At 41.1% G+C, this 22,345-nt stretch carries 15 protein-coding genes; 2 read left to right on the top strand and 13 right to left on the bottom strand.

The window, feature by feature from the left end; translation table 11 throughout:
• Positions 1-2 precede the first annotated feature (2 nt).
• From NLF99_RS18785 to NLF99_RS18755, 8 genes are all read right to left on the bottom strand, one after another.
• On the bottom strand, positions 3-1,082 hold the full coding sequence (locus NLF99_RS18785) for a porin (protein ID WP_254530106.1): 1,080 nt from the start codon (positions 1,080-1,082) through the stop codon (positions 3-5).
• Positions 1,072-1,659 (bottom strand): K(+)-transporting ATPase subunit C, encoded by a 588-nt coding sequence (locus NLF99_RS18780; RefSeq protein WP_254530104.1) that lies wholly within the window; start codon positions 1,657-1,659, stop codon positions 1,072-1,074. Before NLF99_RS18780 ends, NLF99_RS18785 begins: the two co-directional genes overlap by 11 nt.
• Before the next feature lie 6 nt (positions 1,660-1,665).
• Complete coding sequence (kdpB, locus tag NLF99_RS18775; protein ID WP_254530102.1) at positions 1,666-3,675, bottom strand: potassium-transporting ATPase subunit KdpB; 2,010 nt, start codon at positions 3,673-3,675, stop codon at positions 1,666-1,668.
• 16 nt (positions 3,676-3,691) lie between these two features.
• On the bottom strand, positions 3,692-5,380 hold the full coding sequence (kdpA, locus tag NLF99_RS18770; RefSeq protein WP_254530120.1) for a potassium-transporting ATPase subunit KdpA: 1,689 nt from the start codon (positions 5,378-5,380) through the stop codon (positions 3,692-3,694).
• A gap of 21 nt (positions 5,381-5,401) precedes the next feature.
• On the bottom strand, positions 5,402-5,479 hold the full coding sequence (locus NLF99_RS19845; RefSeq protein WP_185212105.1) for a potassium-transporting ATPase subunit F: 78 nt from the start codon (positions 5,477-5,479) through the stop codon (positions 5,402-5,404).
• A 4-nt stretch (positions 5,480-5,483) separates the two neighbouring features.
• Positions 5,484-5,819: a hypothetical protein gene (locus tag NLF99_RS18765; RefSeq protein ID WP_185211985.1), complete on the bottom strand. Its 336-nt coding sequence runs from the start codon at positions 5,817-5,819 to the stop codon at positions 5,484-5,486.
• Between the two features lie 92 nt (positions 5,820-5,911).
• The gene (locus NLF99_RS18760) at positions 5,912-6,271 is read right to left on the bottom strand and encodes a hypothetical protein (RefSeq protein ID WP_185211984.1); all 360 of its coding nucleotides are present in this window, start codon (positions 6,269-6,271) and stop codon (positions 5,912-5,914) included.
• Positions 6,272-6,596: 325 nt separating this feature from the next.
• Positions 6,597-7,940, bottom strand: a complete 1,344-nt coding sequence (locus NLF99_RS18755) for a sigma-54 dependent transcriptional regulator (protein ID WP_254530099.1) — start codon at positions 7,938-7,940, stop codon at positions 6,597-6,599.
• Positions 7,941-8,288: 348 nt separating this feature from the next.
• Here NLF99_RS18755 and NLF99_RS18750 point away from each other — a divergent pair, with 348 nt between their 5' ends.
• A complete protein-coding gene (locus tag NLF99_RS18750) occupies positions 8,289-8,792 on the top strand; it encodes a thermonuclease family protein (protein WP_254530097.1) in 504 nt (167 codons plus the stop codon).
• 4 nt (positions 8,793-8,796) lie between these two features.
• Here NLF99_RS18750 and NLF99_RS18745 read toward each other — a convergent pair whose 3' ends face one another.
• Positions 8,797-11,472 carry a cation-translocating P-type ATPase gene (locus tag NLF99_RS18745; protein WP_254530095.1) on the bottom strand — a complete coding sequence of 892 codons (2,676 nt, stop codon included), beginning with the start codon at positions 11,470-11,472 and terminating at the stop codon, positions 8,797-8,799.
• Between the two features lie 181 nt (positions 11,473-11,653).
• Here NLF99_RS18745 and NLF99_RS18740 point away from each other — a divergent pair, with 181 nt between their 5' ends.
• Positions 11,654-12,526 (top strand): universal stress protein, encoded by an 873-nt coding sequence (locus tag NLF99_RS18740; RefSeq protein ID WP_185217918.1) that lies wholly within the window; start codon positions 11,654-11,656, stop codon positions 12,524-12,526.
• On the opposite strand, the gene NLF99_RS18735 is transcribed toward NLF99_RS18740, so the two are convergent.
• The 4 genes from NLF99_RS18735 to NLF99_RS18720 all read right to left on the bottom strand — a co-directional run bounded on the left by NLF99_RS18735 (position 12,486) and on the right by NLF99_RS18720 (position 22,332).
• On the bottom strand, positions 12,486-14,948 hold the full coding sequence (locus NLF99_RS18735; RefSeq protein ID WP_254530093.1) for a phosphocholine-specific phospholipase C: 2,463 nt from the start codon (positions 14,946-14,948) through the stop codon (positions 12,486-12,488). The two genes, NLF99_RS18740 and NLF99_RS18735, sit on opposite strands and share 41 nt — an antisense overlap.
• 160 nt (positions 14,949-15,108) lie before the next feature.
• Complete coding sequence (locus tag NLF99_RS18730) at positions 15,109-16,983, bottom strand: RagB/SusD family nutrient uptake outer membrane protein (RefSeq protein ID WP_185217916.1); 1,875 nt, start codon at positions 16,981-16,983, stop codon at positions 15,109-15,111.
• Positions 16,984-16,995: 12 nt separating this feature from the next.
• Positions 16,996-20,229: a TonB-dependent receptor gene (locus tag NLF99_RS18725; RefSeq protein ID WP_237219527.1), complete on the bottom strand. Its 3,234-nt coding sequence runs from the start codon at positions 20,227-20,229 to the stop codon at positions 16,996-16,998.
• A gap of 1,362 nt (positions 20,230-21,591) precedes the next feature.
• The gene (locus NLF99_RS18720; protein ID WP_254530091.1) at positions 21,592-22,332 is read right to left on the bottom strand and encodes a dienelactone hydrolase family protein; all 741 of its coding nucleotides are present in this window, start codon (positions 22,330-22,332) and stop codon (positions 21,592-21,594) included.
• Between the last annotated feature and the right edge of the window lie 13 nt (positions 22,333-22,345).

Here is a 22,345-nt window from a genome sequence, read left to right as displayed (position 1 = left end):
GATTAGAATCGCCAACCTAAGGCAGTGCTGATTGTAGTACTATTGCTTTTTAATTCAGATTGGTTGTTCACAAACACTTTTTCAGAGGAATTCAAATTCCTGACTTCGGTTCTCCAGATCAATCCTTTATACAAGTCTACATCAAATCCTGCAGAATAGCCAAGAATGTTTGTCCCTACCTCTCCATACCTTCCGAACACTACCCCATCCTTATCATTAAAATACTCCAATCGTGCATTCATTTTAACTTTAGGACCAATGGCATAATTTGCTTGGATTCCTGCATTCCACCAATGGTAATTTTTTGAAAGGAGCGGTTGCTTCTGCATCCCGTAATCCCAGTTTGCTAAGATATTCATCTTTTCGTTTACCGCAACTTGAACATATAAATCATGAAAAAACCTTAAGCTGTCTGAGCCTTCATCACCTATATACGAGCTACTGTTCAAAACAACAGATTCAACTGGCTTATACTGGATCTGATGCCCGAAGGACATATTTTTACTTGTATTTGGCAACTGTATTCTTTGCCAGCCATTTAATGCAACGGCAGCTAAATATAGTTTGGAATCCTTCGTGGTATAGGAAAGTCTTGCTCCTGTTTCAAAATAAGGAGAATTCTCCGCTGCTAGGCTCCTGCTCAAGCTAATATTATCCAGACCTATCGCACTTTCCCCTCCTATATGAGAAGGCAAAACACCTGCATCGATCCAGAGTTCATGGTTCTCTAAAAGTTTAAAACCTACATTGGCCTCATACACATTTTTCCAAACCCCCTCTTCTCCAGCATAATTAGCATTCACATAACTCCCAACAGCAATAGCCAAGTTACTTCTAACCCTTTCCCCATTATACGCTGCTTTGAGCATCGCCAGATTAACAGAAAACTCATTGCTACGGTTATGGCTATAAATAAATGACGGCCTTTTGTGGTCCTCAGGTTTATTGATATCATAGGTATAATACGATTCGATATAACCGGAGATTGTCAGGTTCGATTTCAATGAATCGGAGATTTCCTGTGCCTCAACAAGACTAATACTTAAAAAGCCAGCAGCAGAGCAAAGAAATTTATTGAGCATCTTGAACTCCTTTCTTATTGGCCATTTCGTCTAATGCTAAGTTTAGCGCCAATACATTCACTTTCTCGGGACCAAACATACCCCATAATGGCTTCTCAGTCTTTTCCTGGATCAGTTCCATTAATGCAGGTTCTTCCAAACCTCTTAACTTAGCAATCCGAGGAACCTGAATTTCCAAAGCATTAACAGAAAGATGGGGGTCAAGACCGCTTCCGCTTGCTGTAACGATTTCGGTTGGAATCTGTTTTTTGTTCATATCCGGGTTATGTGCCAAAAAATGTTCGATCCTGCCCTCCACTTCCTGTATATATTCTGGGTTAGAACCTGCTTTGTTACTGCCACCAGATCCTGCAGCATTATAATCTACAGCTGATGGTCTAGACCAGAAGTATTGATCTTCTGTAAACTGCTGTCCGATATTTTTATAATATGATTTTCCATTTCCTTCTACAAGAAAGCCTTTTCCTTGATTAGGACTCAATTGAGCGATTGCCCACACAACAAATGGATATAGTATAGCAAGTAAAATAAAAGTTAAGATACTCATCTTAATTGCCGGTAAAATATGTGTTTTCATTTCTGTTTAAATAAATACTGTTAATAATAGATCGATCAATTTGATACCAATGAATGGCACAATCAATCCTCCAAAACCGTAGATCAAAATATTTCTACGCAATAAAGCGGATGCACCGATAGGTTTATAGGCCACACCTTTCAAGGCCAAAGGAATCAACATAGGAATCAGGATAGCATTGAAAATAATAGCTGAAAGGATTGCTGATTCAGGGCTGCTCAACTTCATGATATTTAGTGGAGCCAATGCAGGGATCATGGCAACAAACAGAGCTGGAATGATGGCAAAGTACTTAGCAACATCATTAGCTATACTGAAAGTGGTCAATGTTCCTCTGGTCATCAATAGCTGTTTACCGATTTCTACGACCTCAATTAGTTTGGTTGGGTCATTGTCCAGATCCACCATATTACCAGCTTCCTTGGCCGCTTGAGTACCGCTGTTCATCGCAACACCCACATCGGCTTGCGCTAATGCTGGCGCATCATTGGTTCCATCCCCCATCATGGCCACCAACTTACCTTCACCTTGCTCCCTACGGATGTAGTTCATCTTATCTTCAGGCTTCGCTTCAGCAATAAAATCATCTACCCCAGCCTTTTTAGCGATATATTCTGCGGTCAAAGGGTTATCACCAGTCACCATAACCGTTTTGATTCCCATCTTCCTCAAACGCTCAAAACGTTCTGAAATACCTGGTTTGATGATATCCTGTAATTCAACGACCCCCAAGGCTTTTTCATTTTCAGAGACAACCAATGGCGTCCCACCATTCCCGGAAATGCTTTCCACCGTTTTTATGACATCCTCCGGAAAATTATTGCCTGCAGATTCAACCAGTTTTTTAATGGCATCAGTGGCACCTTTTCGGATCCGCTGATTGGCGATATCCAGCCCTGAACACCTTGTCTCTGCAGTGAATTTGATAAATTTGGATTCCTGCAATCTAAAGGGCGCCAAATCTAGACCTGCTAATTCGACTATAGACTTCCCCTCAGGAGTCTCATCGCTCATGGAACTCAATGTCGCTGCACGGATTAATTCCGCCGAATCAACACCTATTGCAGGATGAAACTTCGTAGCCTTTCTATTACCAATGGTAATGGTTCCGGTCTTATCCAATAGCAATACATCCACGTCGCCAGCTGTTTCAACGGCTCTACCAGACTTCGTCAATACGTTCGCCCTTAGGGCACGGTCCATCCCAGCAATACCGATTGCAGATAGCAAGCCGCCAATCGTAGTTGGAATAAGGCAGACAAATAGCGATATGAAGGCTGCAATGCTAATAGGCACATTAGAATAATCTGCAAAGGGTTTCAGGGTCACACAGACCAGGATAAAAACCAGGGTAAAACCAGCAAGTAAAATGGTTAAGGCAATCTCATTTGGTGTCTTCTGTCTTTTGGCACCTTCAACTAAGGCAATCATCTTATCCAGAAAAGACTCCCCCGCAGTAGCGGTAACCAATACAACGATTTCATCAGATAACACTTTTGTCCCACCTGTCACGGAACTACGGTCACCCCCAGCCTCTCTAATGACAGGTGCTGATTCCCCTGTAATAGCACTCTCATCAATGGTCGCAAGGCCTTCAATGATCTCCCCATCGCTGGCGATAATATCGCCCGCCGTACAGACAAACACATCTCCTTTTTGCAATTGCGAAGATGGAATGATCCTGCCATCTTTCAATTTAGCTGGCGTTTCCTCCCTCGTTTTCCTCAAACTATCAGCTTGAGCTTTTCCCCTAGCCTCTGCCAAGGACTCAGCGAAATTCGCAAACAATAAAGTGATCAATAAGATAAGGAAGACAATAAAGTTATATCCGAAGGAACCTTGCGACTGATCTCCCAATAATATGGCAATACATACCACTAACATCACCACAGTACACACCTCAACAGTAAACATGACTGGGTTACGAAGCATTTCTTTAGGATTGAGCTTAATAAATGCCTGTTTAAAAGCAACTTTTAATAACTCGGTATCAAAGAATGGATTATTTGATTTCATTTTGAATCTCAATTAATTATTTAATAGAAAAATACTCTGCAATTGGCCCTAGGGTCAAAGCAGGGAAAAACGCCAATGCAGCAACAATCACGATCACGGCAAATACCATAAATCCAAAACTTGCTGTATCGGTTTTAAGGGTTCCGGCACCTTCTGGGATATATCTTTTTTCAGATAATATTCCTGCTATGGCAATTGGACCAACGATTGGAATGAACCTACCAAACAAGAGCACTATACCGGTACTGATATTCCACCATAAAGTATTATCACCTAATCCCTCAAAACCACTACCGTTGTTCGCTGAAGCGGATGTGAATTCATAGAGCATTTCAGAAAAACCATGGAATCCAGGATCATTGGTCGTACTTGCTCCAATACTAGGATAGGCAGCAGCAATTGCGGTCCCAATCAAAATCAGGAATGGATGGATCAAGGCTACAATCATGGCAATTTTCATCTCCCTTGCCTCTACCTTTTTACCCAAGAACTCTGGCGTACGTCCTACCATCAATCCAGAAATAAATACCCCTAGGATAATGAATACAAAGAAATTGAGGATCCCTACGCCATTTCCGCCATAAAAGGCATTGATCATCATGGCCAACATTTCATTCATTCCCGAAAGCGGCATACTGCTGTCATGCATGGAGTTTATCGAACCGGTAGAAATTACCGTAGTTACAATCGACCAGAAACCTGATGCCGCCGCACCAAACCGGATTTCCTTTCCTTCCATGGCCCCCAAATCCTGCGTCACACCCAATCGTTCGATGGCAGGACTTCCCTGTGCTTCCATCAAGACGTTTGGAATAGCCAGGCATAAGAAACCTATGGTCATCACTCCAAATATCATCCATGAAAGCTTTTTCCGATTTATGAAGAAGCCAAGTGCAAATACCATGGCCACTGGAATCACAAATTGCCCTATCATTTCGACAATGTTTGAAATATAGCTAGGGTTCTCAAGGGGATGATTTGAATTCGCACCGAAAAAACCTCCCCCATTCGTACCCACATGTTTTATGGCAACAAATGCAGCCACTGGTCCTCTTGACACTTCCACGGTATCACCCTGAAGGTTTACCATGCTCTCCTTGCCTTCATAGGTCATTGGTGTTCCTTGGAAAACAAGGATCAAGGCTACCACAAATGAAATCGGCAATAGGATTCGAGTACATGATTTCAAGAAAATATCGTAGAAATTACCAAGCAGCTTACTGCCCTTATCCTTAAAGGCCTTGAACAGTACAATTGCAGCCGAAATCCCAATACCTGCACTCACGAACTGAAGGAACATCAATCCAGTTTGGGATAAATAGCTTAAACCCGTTTCCCCTGAATAATGCTGAAGATTACAGTTTACCAAAAAGGAAATGACGGTATTAAATGCTAAGTCTGACGACATATTCGGATTACCATCAGGATTTAAAGGGAGATAAGCTTGAAACATCAAGACCAACATCCCTACAACAAACCAGACTAAGTTGATGGTCAATAGAGCGACTAAATGTTCCTTCCAGGTCATTTCCTTCTTAAAGTCAACACCTGAAAGTCGCATAATCCCTTTTTCGACCGGACCAAAAACTTTATCCAAGAAACTAGGTTTATCGGAAAAAACATTGGCGATATATTTACCAAGGGGTATAGCAAGGATGATAGTTGCTATAAACATTAAGACAACGCCCCATATTTCTGTGTTAATTAGATTCATTTTTTCTTTTCCTTAAAATTTTTCAGGATTCAACAATACATACATGGTGTACAAAAAAACCATGATGGCGACGATTAATAATGCGATCATATCTCTAATTTTCTATAATAGTTTTTACATAAACTGACCTCATTTCCTTTGGGAAAAAGGTAAGATGTTTCCTTAAGCTTGCCGGAGATTCCATGGAAGCCATTCGTTCCAGAAACTCATTCTCAATGGCATTCTTCACATGCAAAGATCCCCCGCCATACAAAATCCCTATGACATGCAATGCTTCACGGGTCATTTGCTGTTCATCTGAAGAGCCTTCAAAATTTGCCAAACAATATTCAGCAACACGTTGAAGAACCTCATATTCTGACTCCAGCTTCCCTCCCTTCACACAGTGAGGTAGCCAAGCTTTTACGGTTGAAATAATTTTACTTTCCATGTCCTTAGATTTTGTCGAAAAAATCAACTGATTTGAAGAATAGAGCAAAGCAGACAATGCCCAAAATCAATAATGCTACGGTTAATATCATGTTACTTGATGTGTTGAATGATGTAAACTTCCTTAAGACCTTGAGGGAGCTCTGAGATAATCTTGCTCCATTGCTTGGAACTGCACAAATGGTCCATTCTCGTTAAGCAGTGCATAAACAGATACTCCACATGTTGCCTGATCTGCTGATCACCTTTCTGATATAGGATACCTACGCAGGCTAATATCCGCTGCACATATCGGAAATTTTTCCTTTGACATAATTCGCGCATATAACTCACGATCACCTGCATAACCGCAGCCACATTACCTTCAGATTTTAGACTCTTCAGCCGTGGTGATAATTTCCGGATATGCCTTCCTACATAATTTGCCATCTCTTGGGATGTAATCTTTTCCATAATAAAAAAAATCATATTTGACCCTAGATGCCAATCTCTATTCCAGCGAATGAAACAAACCCCTAACTAACTACTTATCAACAGGATAAATTAAAACAGGAAAATATAGGCAATAAAAAACCCTATCATTTTGATAGGGTTGTTATCATTTTGAGAACCAGGATGAATGGGATTCGAGGATAAACCAAGATCATGGAATGAACCAGGATGCATAAGATTTGAGGATAAACCAAGATTATACTACAAAAACATATGAATAGAATTTCAGTCATCCCTTTCTAGAGATGATACACCTGTCTAAATACTAAATACTAACTACTAAATACTAGATCTTGTACTCCTCAATTTTTCTATACAAGGTAGCTACTCCGATTTCCAACAAACGTGCAGCTTCGGTCTTGTTTCCTTTCGTAAAGGCCAAAACCTTTTGGATATGCTTACGTTCCATTTCGGCGAGTGCCATAGCTGATAAGCTATTGGAAGTACCTTCTTGCATACAAAACTCATAGGGCAAAGCGTTCGCATCCAGCGTATCACCTTCAATGAGAATCAAACTTCTTTCGATACTGTTTTTAAGCTCCCGGACATTACCTTTCCAGGTATGCTTTTGCAGTAAATCAATATAGGAATCATCTATTTTTGGAACAGGCATATTCAATTTTGCAGCTTGGAGAGCCACAAAATGTTTCACTAACAACGGAATATCAGATGTACGATTCTTTAGAGAAGGTAGGGTTATCGTGAATACCGAAAGCCTATAATAGAGATCAGATCGAAACATTCCTTCCTCAGCTTCCTGTTCCAAGTTTCTATTGGTTGCGGCAATAACGCGAACATTGACTTTCGTTGGTCTACTTTCCCCTACTTTCAGGAATTCTCCCGTTTCCAGTACCCGCAATAGTTTTGCTTGCAGTTCAATGGGCATTTCACCTATTTCATCCAAGAATAAGGTTCCTTGATTGGCTTCCTCAAACAATCCTTTTTTATCTTTCAGTGCACCGGTAAATGCTCCGGCCACATGGCCAAACAATTCCGATTCTAAAAGGTCCTTGCTCACTGCAGAACAATTTAAGGCAACAAAGGATTTCGAATTCCGCTTGCTATCATAGTGGATTGCTTGTGCAAACACTTCCTTCCCCGTGCCCGTTTCACCTAACAATAAAACTGTGGCATCAGTCTGGGCAACCTTCTTGCCAAGGGATATCGCATTTTGCAATTCTTTAGATTTCCCTACGACCTGATCAAAGGAATATTTCTTACCAACTTTCTCCTCCAGTTGCATCAAGCGTTTCGCCATTTCTACCTTTTGAAAAGCCTTATTGATCAATGGAATGACTTTATTGTTATCATCTCCTTTGGTCATATAATCAAAAGCACCGTTTTTAATGGCTTGTACACCATCGGCAATTTGCCCAAATGCTGTCATCAATAAAACTTCGGCCAAGGGTTGTAGCTTCTTGATTTCCAGAACTGCTTCTACCCCATTCCCATCTGGAAGCTTCACATCACACAAAACCACATCGATTTCTTTGGTTTTTAGGATCTGATAACCAGCCTTGAGATTGGCCGCCTGAAAAACTTCCAGATCATCCCACTCCAATTGGATAATCCTAGCGAGTAATTGGCGTAGTTTATCCTCATCATCAATAAGCAAAATCTTCTTTAGCATGGTCTAAATTAGTATTTACTAATTAGTATTTACAACATATGGAGCTAAATTGTCAAAATAATAGAAAAATCCCAAGGCGGGGAGCCTCAGGATTTTATCAAACCAATTATTAACCTAAATTATGAAATTTCTTTTTTTTACTTTTTTACTTTGTTGATGATATAACGCAACTCAAAAGCAAATCGCGTCAACCCTTGCCAATCTTAACATAATTTAACAACTCAGCCCTGTTGCTTATTCAGGCATATAAAAAAACTATCCTTCTAACTACAAATGCATTAAACTATACAGATGGTAATATTCCTGCTATGCGGTTTGTAAGGTGGAATTGATTGCTATTTTTGCAGCATGACATTCAAACATCTACTGAGCATATCCTTCCTGCTTTTAATGATTTCCCAATCTTCCTTCAGTCAGGAATTGCTAAAGGGCAAAGTGGTAAAAATCTCAGATGGGGATACGATGACAGTTTTGGACAGTCTAAACCAGCAGCACAGGATTAGGCTCCATGGAATTGATAGCCCAGAGAAAGGTCAGGATTATTATCAGGTGGCTAAAGATTATGCAGGTCAGCTCTGCTTCCAAAAACAGGTAGAAGTAGCCATCCTGGATTACGACCATTACAAACGTGCCATTGGCAAAATATATGTTGATGGTCTGGAGGTAAATTTAAGCCTATTAAAGGTTGGTCTTGCTTGGCATTTCACACAATTTGACCAATCAGAAGAATATGCACTTGCTGAAGCTAAAGCAAAGCTTAATAAAATGAATATTTGGTCCCTTAAGACAGTTACTGCCCCTTGGGAATTCCGAAAAATCAAGAGACAGCAACAGAGATTGAAAGCCAAATAGAATTCTAATTGGCTTTATTTCTAATCAGCTTAAATAATTCATTGACAAAGAGTGGCACCAAACCAAATCCTAAAACTTTTAGCCAATCATTAAGCCCAATAATTTGCAATTTAAAGGACTCCCTCAACACTGGAACAAACAGCACCAATAACTGCAAGGCAAATCCTAGGATAATTGCAAACACTAAATACTTATTTGAGAATATTCCAACCTTAAAGATGGATTTGCTCTCGCTCCTAAATGACAAGGAATAAAACAATTGACAGGCAATAATGGTCAAGAAAGCCATAGTCCGTGCATAGGAATGTATATCTTCAGGAATTTGATCCTTAAATGGGTTGTAGCCATGTTCAAAATAACCGATCAAAAACGCTGCTGCCGTCAATAGGCCGATCAAAATTCCCGCTACGATAACCCTTTGCGTACCGCCATGTGAAAAAAAGTTTTCATTTAATTCCCTGGGCTTCTCCTTCATCACATTCGGATCACCCGGATCCATCCCTAAGGCAACTGCTGGCAAGGTATCGGTGATTAGATTGATCCATAACAATTGTGTCGCCAATAACGGAACAGGCAAGCCCGCCACGATGGTCACCAACATGGTAATCACCTCGCCCAAATTACTTGCCAATAAAAACACGACCGATTTCTTGATATTATTATAGATATTTCTGCCTTGCTCTATCGCCCCAATGATTGTCGAGAAGTTATCATCCGCAAGGATCATATCCGATGCGTTCTTGGCAACATCTGTCCCTGTAATCCCCATGGCAACCCCGATATCGGCAGCATTCAAGGAAGGCGCATCATTTACCCCATCTCCGGTCATGGAAACAATGTTTCCTTTCGATTTGAATGCTTTGACGATATTGACCTTATGTTCAGGAGAAACCCTAGCAAATACCCGGTAATCAGCAATATGTGATTCCAGTTCTTCGTAGGAAATAGAGTTGATCTCTTTCCCTGTTGTAACCTGATCAAAATTTTCGGCAATCCCTAATTCCTTCGCAATGGCAAATGCTGTATTGCCATGGTCACCGGTAATCATAATGGTTGTCACCCCAGCTTCTTTCGCCTTTTCTATGGAGTCCTTCACTTCCTTCCTTGGAGGGTCAATCATTCCGACCAGCCCAATAAAGACCAGGTCCTTTTCAAACTCCTCCTTCTCTATTTTGGAATCACTCTCCTTAAAAGCTACTGCTAATGTCCGCAATGCTTTAGTAGACATCGCCTCCACGGCATCAGTGATCTGCTTTTTATGTTCTTCCGTTATGGGATGTAATTCTTCATTTTGAATAATATATTGACAGTGAGGAAGAAGGCTATCCACAGCACCTTTGGTATACAAAATATATTTAGAATCATGGTTATGCAGGGTCGACATCATTTTCCGATCCGAATCAAAGGCTAACTCATCCACCCGTGGTTGATTGCTCTGAAGTTCCTTCCTGTCCATTTCCCATTGATCAGCCAAAGCCAGTAAAGCAACTTCCGTTGGATCACCAGTCTGTTTATCTTCTTCAAGCGTTGCATCGGATGCTAGTACCATGGCTTCAGCCAATAGGTTTTCTTCAAAAGTATTCTCACCTTCATCATCCACGGAGATCAAATCATCACTAAAGGTAAAAGCTTCCTGAACCGTCATCTTATTTTGGGTCAATGTCCCAGTCTTATCAGAACAGACGATGGTTACCGACCCTAGGGTCTCTACTGCCGGAAGTTTCTTGATAATGGCATTTTGCTTGGCCATTTTAGTAACCCCGATGGACAGCACGATCGCAACAATGGCAGCTAGACCCTCCGGAATGGAAGCAACCGCTAAGGAAACCGAAGTCAGGAACATCTCCGTCAAGTCTCTGCCCTGGAAATAAGATATTATAAATATGACCACACAGATACCAATGGCCACTTTACCCAGAGTTTTGCCTAAATGGTCCAGACGGATCTCCAATGGTGTCTCCTCCGTTTCCCCAGTATCCAGAAAACCAGCAATTTTTCCAACCTCGGTCTGATTGGAAGTTCCGATTACCAAACCAACTCCTCGCCCATAGGTCACCAAAGTTGACATATAAGCCAAGTTGATCCGATCTCCTAATGGGATGTATTCTTCATCAAATTTTGCCCCTGCATCTTTTTCAGCAGCAACAGATTCTCCCGTAAGGGCAGATTCATCAATCTGAAGATTCGCGGATTCAATCAAGCGTAAATCAGCAGGTATATATCGGCCTGCCTCCAGCATCACAATATCACCAGGAACCAATAGCTCAGAATCAATCTCCAAAACCTTTCCTTCTCTTCTCACAATAGCTTTTGGATGGGAAAGGTTTCTCAAAGCATCAATGGCATTGTTTGCCCGCACTTCCTGAAAGAGTCCCAGAAAGGCATTGATCAATATGACGATCAAAATGATGATACCATCGGTATATTCACCCATAAAAAAGGTAATCCCTACAGCGGCAAAAAGAACATAGATCAGCGCATCATTCAGCTGTTCAAAGAATATGCGAAAAATGGATTTCCGTTTCTGTTCCTGAAGTTTGTTCTTGCCATATTCCTGCAACCTCTTTTCTACTTCCGGACCACTCAGACCCTCCGATGGATTTACGCCCATGTTCTGAAGAGACTCTTCCACACTTAATGAATAACTATTGTTGCTTATCGATTTTTGTTCTTCTGCCATATTATAGTAAATACCCTAAACCCAAAAATAGTTCTAAATCATCTTTCTTTCGATGATTTCAATCACTTTCACTCAGCATTTTAGTTAATATGGGACACTAAACTGCCCTTCCAGGGGTAAAACTTGATTCAGGCCTTTCTTTTGGCTATATTTGGGATACACTCATCCTACCGATAGTATTATGAAAAACGCACTTTTAATTCCAACCGACTTTTCTGAAAACGCATGGGTAGCCATTAAATATGCCGCAAACCTAGCCATCAAATTTAACTGGGATATTCATGTACTCCATGTATATCAAAAGTTTGATAGACTGCTTGCCACATCAGAATTCAATGAAGCCGTAGCGAAACACAATGAAGATGCTTCCATAGGTGAAATGCTGAAACTGGAAAACAGGATAAAAACTGATTTTCCTAATCTTGGATTGACTACCGCATGTATCGACGGAAATTTGACGGAAACAATTTTAAAGGTAGCTACGGAAAACAATGCACCCTTCATCATTATGGGTACAAAAGGTGCTAGCGGATTAAAGGGATTGGTGTTTGGCAGCAATACCTTCGAAATTATCCAGGAATCCCCAATTGGAGTAATTGCCGTTCCTGAATCATATCAGGACTTTAAACTGGAAAATATCGGGATGCTGACCAATTTCCAGGCTACAGAATTTGACCTCATCGATAGTTTTATCCATAGAACAAGTCCTGCAATTGACTTGACACTTTTGCATGTGCTCGAGTCCAATAAAAGCAATGACCAGAACACTATACTATATTGGGAAGAAAAGATGCTTAAACATACAGGCGTGAATTCAGTCACGTTCAAAAGTAAACAGATGATCAATAGGATTGATGTCAAACAACCAATCCCCTATTGCATCGAGCAAATGATCCTGGAAGAAGGAGTAGATTTACTCCTTCTTACTTATACCAGGAAAAGCTTCTTTGCTAATTTATTTTCTAAAAGTTTGACAAAATCAATTGCCAATGAACTGACTGTACCGAGCTTCTTTATGCGAGAATATTTTCTCCACCCATTAAGGGATCAGTAATACTTGCTTTGCCATTTTCTATATGACCTGCATATTTAATGAATAGGTCTGGATCTTGATCCGATGTAACCTCAAAATCATACCAGCCATTGGATTGATCCAATTTCCAATTCTCTTTTTTGCTTTTACGAGCAGCAAGGATCTTTGGCGAATGTCCATAGGAAGGATCCTGTACTTTCAGGTCCACGGTACTGTTTTTCAATTCCAATTGGAAACCCATATTCGCATGGCCGCTTACAGATTTTAGGGTTGGAAATGCTGACTTCACCTTCCCTTTGAATGCTCTATAGAATCCATTCGGCCCATGTACGGAGAAACAGAAGGTATCATTTTTTATATCGGAAAGATCTATGCTGTAAACCAACTCTTCTTTAGCTTTAACAGCAAAATTCCAGGTTCTCCCGATTTCGTTCTTCGCACCATAGGCGGTATGCGAAATCAATTGAAAGGGTACTCCTACCGTTTTACTATGGCTTAGGTTTCCATAGAGGCCAAAATGGAAGTATAATTTCCCTCCCTCCACAGATAGGTTCACATCCATATCATAAGGAATGGCACAGGCTGGTTTTGTTCCTTTCTCTTGCAATCCTAAACCGGTATTAAAGGAAAGGTTATTCTTAATTTTGGAAAGACTATCAGGGTTAACGGCCTTGAAGTTACCAGGAATGGACTTATCCTTTGCTGAAAAAATCCGTTCTACATATTGATCCCTGTTGACAAAATCAATGGTCGGACACTGATTTTCTGGAATCGGTCTGAAGGAAGATGTTAGGTTTCCACAGATCAGTCTTCTCCAATCGGTCAGGTTTGTCTCCTTGACTTCTTTCTTATATTTTTTCTGGATAAAATGCTCTAAAAACTGCAAGGTCGAGGTATGGTCGCATACTTCCGAATTTACCCACCCGCCTTTTGACCATGGTGAGGCAATGACCAAAGGCACACGATATCCTAATCCTATTGGACTATCATGAACCCCGGTTTCCCTTCCTGTTCTCTTATTCTCTTGCTCTACGGTTACATATTCGTCTGCTGTATTCATCCCTTTTGGAACTGCACCAGTTTCCTTTTTACTGCTCAATGGTGAAATAAAAGGCGCAATATGATCAAAGTAACCATCATTCTCATCATAGGTCAGGATAAAGATGGTTTTCTTCCATACTTCGGGATTGGCAGTCAGGATATCCAAACTTTCAGAAACATACCAAGCACCGTACCATGGTGATCCTGGATGATCCGAAAAGCGACATGGCGCTACCAACCAAGATACTGCAGGCAGGTTTCCTGATTTCACATCCTCGCGGAACTGATGAAAAACATCACCCTTAGGCACTTCTATCTCGACCCCATCTTGCCCCTTGATCTTGGAAAGCTTATGGTAATTCGGGTCATTTGTATTGGTCGCAAAGGCACGAAGATGGATTTCTTGCTCTTGCTTGCTTAATTTCTTGAAATTCTCTGCTGAATATTTTTCTACATCCTTTTTATAACCTTCCAATTCATTCACCACCTTTTGATAGGCTTCTTGGTTCGCAAATTTAGCTACGGTCAGTAAATGCTCGATTTCCTTAACTTTTTTCTGCGCAAAGCTATAATATGCTGGATGGAATTTTACCTGATATTGTTTATGGAATTCTAGGTTATTATCGGTAAAGTTGGCCAACCAATCCTCTTCTTCACCTTCGAATCCAACGGGCAGACTCAATTCATTCTGATATACCTTCCATGAAATTCCAGCTTCCTGCAATCGCTCTGCATAAGTTTTCCAACTCACATCTTTGTAATTGATCTGCGAATTATCGACATGGGCCGTAGATTCTGGATTATGGGGTTCTTCTCGCACTGTACCCGACCAAAAATAGGAACGATTGGCACTGGTACCCGTCAGGGAGGAACAGAAATGTTGATCACACACCGTAAAGGCATCCGCGAAAGCATAATAAAATGGAATGTCCTTTCTTTCAAAATAGCCCATGGTCAGTGGGATATGTTTGTACTCAGGATCTCCGGCTTGTTTAGCTTCCAACCAGGTATCCATCTTCCCCTCATTGCGGGCGGCGACCATGTCGCGCCAGCCATGTGGTAGGCTTCCCATCCAGGTAATCTTGGTGTTTTCAATATCTAAATGAAAGGGAGCATAGATCTCCGCTTTATTATTCTGTTGGTACCAAACCGGCAAACCACTGGGTTGACGCATGGCCCGAGGATCATTGAATCCACGGACACCTTTCAAGGTACCATAACAATGGTCAAATGATCGGTTCTCTTGCATTAAAAAAACAATGTGTTCCGCATCCAAGTAGCTACTTCCTGGTTTGGCATCAATGGCTAAGGCTCTTTGTATTGATTCAGGTATTAGGTTTATGGCAGCTGTGGAACCTGCAAGCATCGAAGCTTTCTTTAGAAATTCTCTTCTATTATCCATTAAAAATTAGTTTAGACAGCAAAGCTATCATTTTAATCAGTTTAAACTTTAATATAGGCATTCTAACCCTAAGATTTAACCAAAACTTATCATAACCTTAATATTATTACACAAAAAAGCCCAACCTTCCGGTTGGGCCAATCTATAAACTTACCTAATCCTATTCGTAACCAGGATTCTGCAATAATTTAGTGTTCCTGTTGATTTCATCTCGGTGGAATGAACTAAAGTACATCTTATCATTCCAGCTTCTGTTTTCAATACCTGGATTCAATGTATTTACCGTATAGATATACGTGTAATTTGCTGGATCATGTTTGTACAGACTTACGGTTTTTCCCGGTTTCAATTGCCCGAAAACATCCATGATCGTTACTTTACGACCTAAGGTGGTCGAAGCGATCATCCAACGGCGTGCATCAAAGAAACGGTGCTCTTCATATGCAAGCTCAATACGTCGCTCGTTACGGTAGCGCTCTTTCAAGGCTGCCCCCGCTTCGGTAATCGCTGGCATACCTGCACGGAAACGGATCTTGTTTAACCAAGTTTTCGCTTCTGCATCCTCGCCCAGTTCGATACATGCTTCCACATAGTTCAATACGGCTTCGGTGTAGCGCAATAATGGCCAAGGAATCTGCTGACGTGTATTTTGATCTACGATTGCCGGGTTTGGATCCACAAATTTCCTGTAGTAATAACCGGTGTACGAACCATTCCAATCCTCAATCGGACTGTTTCTGGTATCCAATCCGAATACCACTGTTTTCGTTCCTGAACCGTTTCCGATTTCATAACGGCCTGTCTGGATCTGATTGAATGGATCTCTATTCCGAACGTCTTCCGTTCTTGGTTTCCAACCTGCACCATCAGCACTGATGGTCACGTAGAACCTAGGGTCACGATCCGTATAAGGTGCTGCTTTATGGGCTGGATTGTTCCAGTCAAACTTCACACCTGACCTAAACTCATAATCATCAACCAATAATTGAATTGGTGAGTTTCCGGACCAGTTATGGTATCCGTTAGGACCGTTATCACGACCTACCCAGCCACCACGCTCATCTTTCAAGTCAACAAAGAAACGACCTAAGATCAGGTCTTTCTTACCATCCGCATTCGCCACTTTACTTCCACCACCCATCGCTATATCCAGGTAATTTGCCTTGCCCTCTTCGGCTGTTGCTGGAGCAGTCAAGCTCATTTGATAACCGTACTCAGCACGGTCAACAACTTTCTTCGCTGCATCCTTAGCTTTTTGCCATCTTGCTTTTCTGTCACCTGACAAATAACCCAAGAATTCTGGCTTTCCATATCCACTGATAACAGCAGATTTACCTTTGGCTGTTGGGATATCATGCAGGTCTGATGCTGCATAGGTCAATACCCTAGCTTTTAATGCAAGCGCAGCAACCTCATTGGCACGACCGTTAACTTTCGCTACGCCTGTCAATAATGTTGTCGCCGAATCACAATCGCTCACGATCAGGTTCACACATTCCTCATAGGTATTTCTTTCTTTCATGTAGTCTGCTTCCCCTAATTGGTAAACCTTCGTCACCAATGGAACAGCACCATAAAAACGCAATAACTGCTGATAGAAATAGGCTCTTAAAAAATAAGCTTCACCTAAAAGCTGATCCGCTTTTGCTTTATCGATTTCAGGGGCCCTTAATTTTTGGATGGCAACATTCGTCGCACGGATGCGGCTGTACATGTTCCCATAGCTGTAGGTACCCATGATATAACCTTGGTCGGCAGCATTGGATCTGCTCTCGGTTACGGTATTGATTCCACGTCCTGGATGGGTAAACAATGCCTCATCCGTCATCGAAGCCATCTGCTGCTCTTCGAATCCTCCAACCCCAAATCCATTGTAGATCTCATAGATAAAGGCTTGTGCTAATGCGGCATCCGTCCACACTAGTTCCTCAGGCGCTTCGTTTAATGGTCGTGTGCTGACGAAATCATCATTACAGGAAGCCATTAACCCCACAAAGGCCAAGGATATATATTGTAATTTGAATTTAAATTTCATGTCTGTCTATTTTTAAAAAGAAACCATTACGCCTGAATTGATCAATCTAGCTTGTGGGTAATAATGCCCAATAGCATTGGTCGATTCCGGATCATAAACTTTCATTCCACTCCAAGTCAACAAGTTCTGTCCACTTACAAATACCCTCAGGCTGCTTACTCCGAATTTCTTCGTCCAGTCGGTAGGTGCATTATACCCCAATTCAACGTTTTTCAAACGTAGGTAATCGGTGTTACGCATCCAATAGGTATTGTTGTAGGAGAAGTATTGATCACTACGGTCTGTAATACGTGGATGTTCACTGCTTGGGTTATCAATAGACCAGCGGTTTTCATAGAAATCAATCAGGTAGTTACCAATGGCTCCGGATTCATCCGTACCGATACGCGTTTCTGCCCCCATGGCTCCTTGGAACAAGACTGATAGATCAAAGTTCTTATAGGTAAACCCTAGGTTCAAACCGCCCTGGAAGGTTGGCACATTGTTCTTGTCACGACGTACACGGTCATCCGGTGTGATCTTTCCATCTCCATCATAATCCTGATATTTCATATCCCCAGGACGTAGGTTCCCGGTGATATCACTGTAATCGATTTTGTTCGCATCAATCTCTGCTTGATCTTTGAAAACACCATCATAGATATAGTACATGCCCGCGTTGATCGCTCTTCCTGTACTCTTTTGCCATTCTGGTGCTCCTGGTGCTTCATCCCAGAAAATGATCTTGTTCTTCGCATAACCTCCGTTCACCGATGCACTGAATCCTAGTTCACCGAACGTCTCACGGTAGCCGATATTCAAGTCAAAACCGGAGTTATCTACCTTACCGATGTTCTCTACCGGTAATGACATCCCTGTACTTTGTGGAATAGATGCATTTCTTCTCCAAAGGATACTTTCACGACTGTTTTTGAAGAGATCAAATTCCGCATTGAATTTACCGCCCAAGAATTGGAGATCAAAGCCTAAGTTGTAGTTATTGGCAACCTCCCATGTGATGAACATATTCGGAACACGACTTTCTCTTAGGGATTTTACGATCTCATTATTGATAATGTAAGAGTTGAAACCATAGGTGTTGAAGTATTGGTATTCTTGTAATGCTCCTTCAAAATAGATATTATCGTTACCCATCTGTCCATAGGATGCACGGATTTTAAAATAATTTACAAAAGGAACATTCTCTTTCCAGAAATTCTCTTCAGAAACCATCCAACCTAACATCGCTCCTGGGAAGAATCCATAACGGGTATCTGTAGGGAACATGTAAGAACCGTCCACACGCCACAATAACTCAGCGATGTATTTGTTCTTATAATTGTAGTTGAACCTACCGAAATAGTTCAAACGAGCTCTTTCCCATGCACTACCATTGTTATCCTTTTCAGTATCACCACCAGCGAATAGATAGTCGATATTATTGGAGATAAAGTATCTTCTAAAGGCCGAGAAATTGTCGTTTCGGATAGTTTCGCGGTTTACCCCAGCCAAGATATTAAAGATATGGTCACCAATGGTTTTATCATAAGATGCCACAGCACCCAATAATACGTTCATTTGATCTTCACTACTTTGGTTTAATCTAGGCTCTGCAGGACCTCTTTTACCAGCTACCAATTTTGGTGTGGTTCCATCGGCTTCGTAGTCACCCTGCCAGGTATATAGGAACCATGGAATCTCCCATCTTTTGGTACCTCTTACATATTTATCCACGGCTGCTGTACCGGTCACTTTCAATCCTTCCACACCAGGGATCTTGATCTCGATCTGTCCGTTGGTTTGGAAATAATAGCGCTTATCGCGGTCGTAACCTGTTGCATCCGTAGAAATTACCACTGGGTTTTCCCCGTATTCGATATCAGGTCCCGGCATTCCATTTGGCCAGTAAGCTGGCATGGTCGGGTTACCACGCATCAACATACGGAAAATGGTTCCTGCACCTTTTGTTGGAAAGTTCCTGTTTTCCTGTCTGCCCAATATACCAAACTGTGTTTTGATGTATTTGTTGATATTGGCATCTAAGTTCACACGGATATCATATTGTTTATACCCCGTTGCTGAATTCTTGTAATATCCATCCTGGTTCAGGTACCCCATCGACATTAAGTAACGAAGGTCTTCGGTACCACCTTCCAATTGCACATTGTGCTTGGCTTGTGGTGACCAGTTCTTTAATGCTTCTCCGTACCAATCGGTATTCGGGTGACCCCAAGGATCAGATCCATCAGCGAATAGTTTTTTGTCCTCTGGATCAAATGGAGCCGTTATCGTGTTGCCATTCGGTCGCTTATAGGAACCTGCTGAATTAAAGGCATCCAATGCAGCGCCCCACTCGGCCACCGGAAGTTTGTAGATTTCCAGTTCATTTCTCATTTCAGCATATTCGCTTGCATCAGCCAATTTTGGGACTACGGTAGGTTGCGAAAAACCTTGGTTGAAGGTATAGGAAAGCAATGGCTTGCCTGTCTTACCGCGTTTTGTCGTTACCAAGATTACCCCGTTTGCTGCACGGGCACCATAAATGGCTGCCGATGCATCCTTCAGCACCGAGATGTTCTCGATATCAGCAGGGTTCAAACGATCGATACCTCCAGCACGTGCAGGGATACCATCGATTACGATCAGTGGACCTGAATCTCCCAAGGTGTTCGTACCACGGATACGGATGTTGGAACCATCATAACCCGGTTCACCACTTCCATTCGTTGCTACCACACCCGGAACACGTCCGGCCATCGCATTGGATAGGTTGATTGCAGGAGATTTTTTCAGCTCTTCCCCCTTAACAGCTGATACCGCTCCTGTTACGGTTTCTTTCTTTTGTGTACCATAACCAACGACTACCACCTCATCGATATTATCCGATGTCGGGGTTAGATCTACGTTGATGCTGGATTGATTGGAGACCGAGACTTCTTTTTTCTCTAGTCCCACTGAAGTAAATACCAAGGTTGCTGACCCAGGCACACCTTCCAAAGAATAATTTCCATTTTCATCGGTTGTTGTGGCTTGGTTAGTTCCTTTAACACTTACAGTTACTCCGGCCAAGGGTTGGCCTGTCGAGATATCTTTCACTGTTCCTCTTACAGTTACTTGATTTTGCCAATGCGTTGCAAAATGAGTTGCATGCACTGCGGAATGGGAAAATGCGGACACAGAGGCAATACTGCAAAGCATTGTGATTCCTCCAACCCGAAGCATTTTTAACCCACCCTTTCCATTGAAAAGATGGCGGCGTTTAACCATAGAATTAAGGCGTTTAAGTTATTATAGATTTATGTTTAGTTATCCTAAGATAGACAAAAGGATAAGATGTGCAAACCATTCGCTAAATAAAACGCTAATTATATCCGGTAAATTTTCTTTTTAAAGAAATTAAATGTTCAACAAAAATTTATCAACCTATTGCTTTTCAATAAATTAAAAAACATCGGAGTATCTATACTAATTTCACAACATATTGTAACAAAAACTAAAGATCATCTAATTAACAGGCTAAATTTTCAAAAATTTATAACAACAGCTCAATTTATTTCTATACGAAATATTTATAAGTAAACAAAAAATTAATATATATTTATAACTAAAATGTTGACCTTCAATAATATTAACATTATCTTGAAAGAAATATTTTCAAGAATTAATTATTAACATGAAAACCATCCTAACATTATTAATCTTTTTCAGTAGTTTTCTTTGGACTGCCGTATACTCCATAAAAACCCAAATTATGACCAGCGAATGGACCTTGTTTTTTGCTTTATTTATCACTTCCCTTTTCCATCTATGGATCTATAAGAAAAAATATAAAAGAGTACCTCGATATTAACAGATCCCTCCTATATTAACCTGTAGAAACTAACTCAAAAACGCTCTTGTTTTTGATCAGAATACCCAGTGATTTATACAGGTTTTATTCGACACTCATTCGAGACATATTCGAGAAACAGCCGAAATTTACCTTGAAAAAATATGGTGATTAATCATGATTTTTTCAGCATTCTTTCGGACTTGACTTTCCATCAAGTTAAGAAGGCTTCGAATGGAATGTGGATATAGATTGATGCATATTGCGAATTTTGAAAACAAGACCAAAACAAGGTCAATACTTGACTACATACTCCCCTCCCCAGACAATATCATTTGATTATTTTTTTTCATACTGAGGTTCATCCGAAGTATCTCGGAGCTATGCAAACCTAATATAAAAGAATTTGGATTGGCGTACAGTGCGTCAAACTTAGATAGTTTGGGTTGGCGAACAGTTCTGCACCTTTGCTGCAACATGACGGGACCTGAGGGAGGAGAACCGTACAGGTTCTTCACTAATCGTTCAGGATCAAAATGCGCTAAAGGGGGATTCAGAGTGAAACGAAGAATCTATTTTTTATTTTTTTTGGGAATTTGGGGTCATTCCGAAATCGTAAGATGAGGAAACCATTTTTTTTGATTTAATTCCATTTAGAAAGATCTATTGAAAAATATTACACCCGCGCTGTGGGTTGGCCATTTCAAACATTCACTTTCTACAAAGATTCCACCCCATCGAAATAAAGCCCCAATTCCTTGGGGCCTAGAACAATAAATAATTTTAATAAATAGAATCCTTTATTTCAAGGCCTCTTTCAAAAACATGAGCGTATGATTCCATGCGCGTTTAGCCATCGTTGGATTATAATCAGGAGATTCTGGATTTGTAAAAGTATGTTTGGAATTGGCATAGGTAATGATCTGCCAATCTGCTTTCCCATCATTTAATTCCTTGACCAAGCCCTCATAATGTTCCGGTTTTACGCCAGCATCATCTGCAGGGTGCTCGACTAATACTTTGGCTTTGATTTCTCCATTTGGTCGGTCGGCAGCTTTTGCTAGTCCACCATGGATGCAGACCACTGCTTCTACTGGTAAACCTCCCCTAGCTGTTTCTAATGCTCCGGTACCACCAAAACAATAACCTATAACAGCGACCTTGGTTGCCCCAGCTTTCTTTAGTTCGTCTATGCCTGCTTGGATCCTTTTTTGATAAGCTTGGTAATCATTCTTATACTGCGAGGACAATTTTGAAGATGCGGCATTATCCGCTGGTGTATTGCCGACTCCATAGATATCAGCAATAAAAGCGATATAACCCTCTTTTTCAAGTGCTATAGCGGCATCTTTTGCCTCCTGATCGATTCCCTTCCATGCCGGGAGAATGAGAACTCCTGGAAGTTTTTGGCCCGCATTACTGCTGACCATCCCTTTTAAGGCCTGATTACCTTCTTTATAGTCCACTTCTTTAAGCTCTTGGCCAAATACCGCATTGCTCAACAGCAGACTTAATAAAATTATAAAAGATTGATTTTTCATAATTTATAGTTTT

Source organism: Sphingobacterium sp. LZ11T8 (assembly GCF_024261425.1).
In the GTDB taxonomy this organism is placed as follows: Bacteria; Bacteroidota; Bacteroidia; order Sphingobacteriales; family Sphingobacteriaceae; genus Sphingobacterium.
Note: the sequence above shows the minus strand (reverse complement) of the source record. Positions and strands in the feature narration are given on the sequence as shown.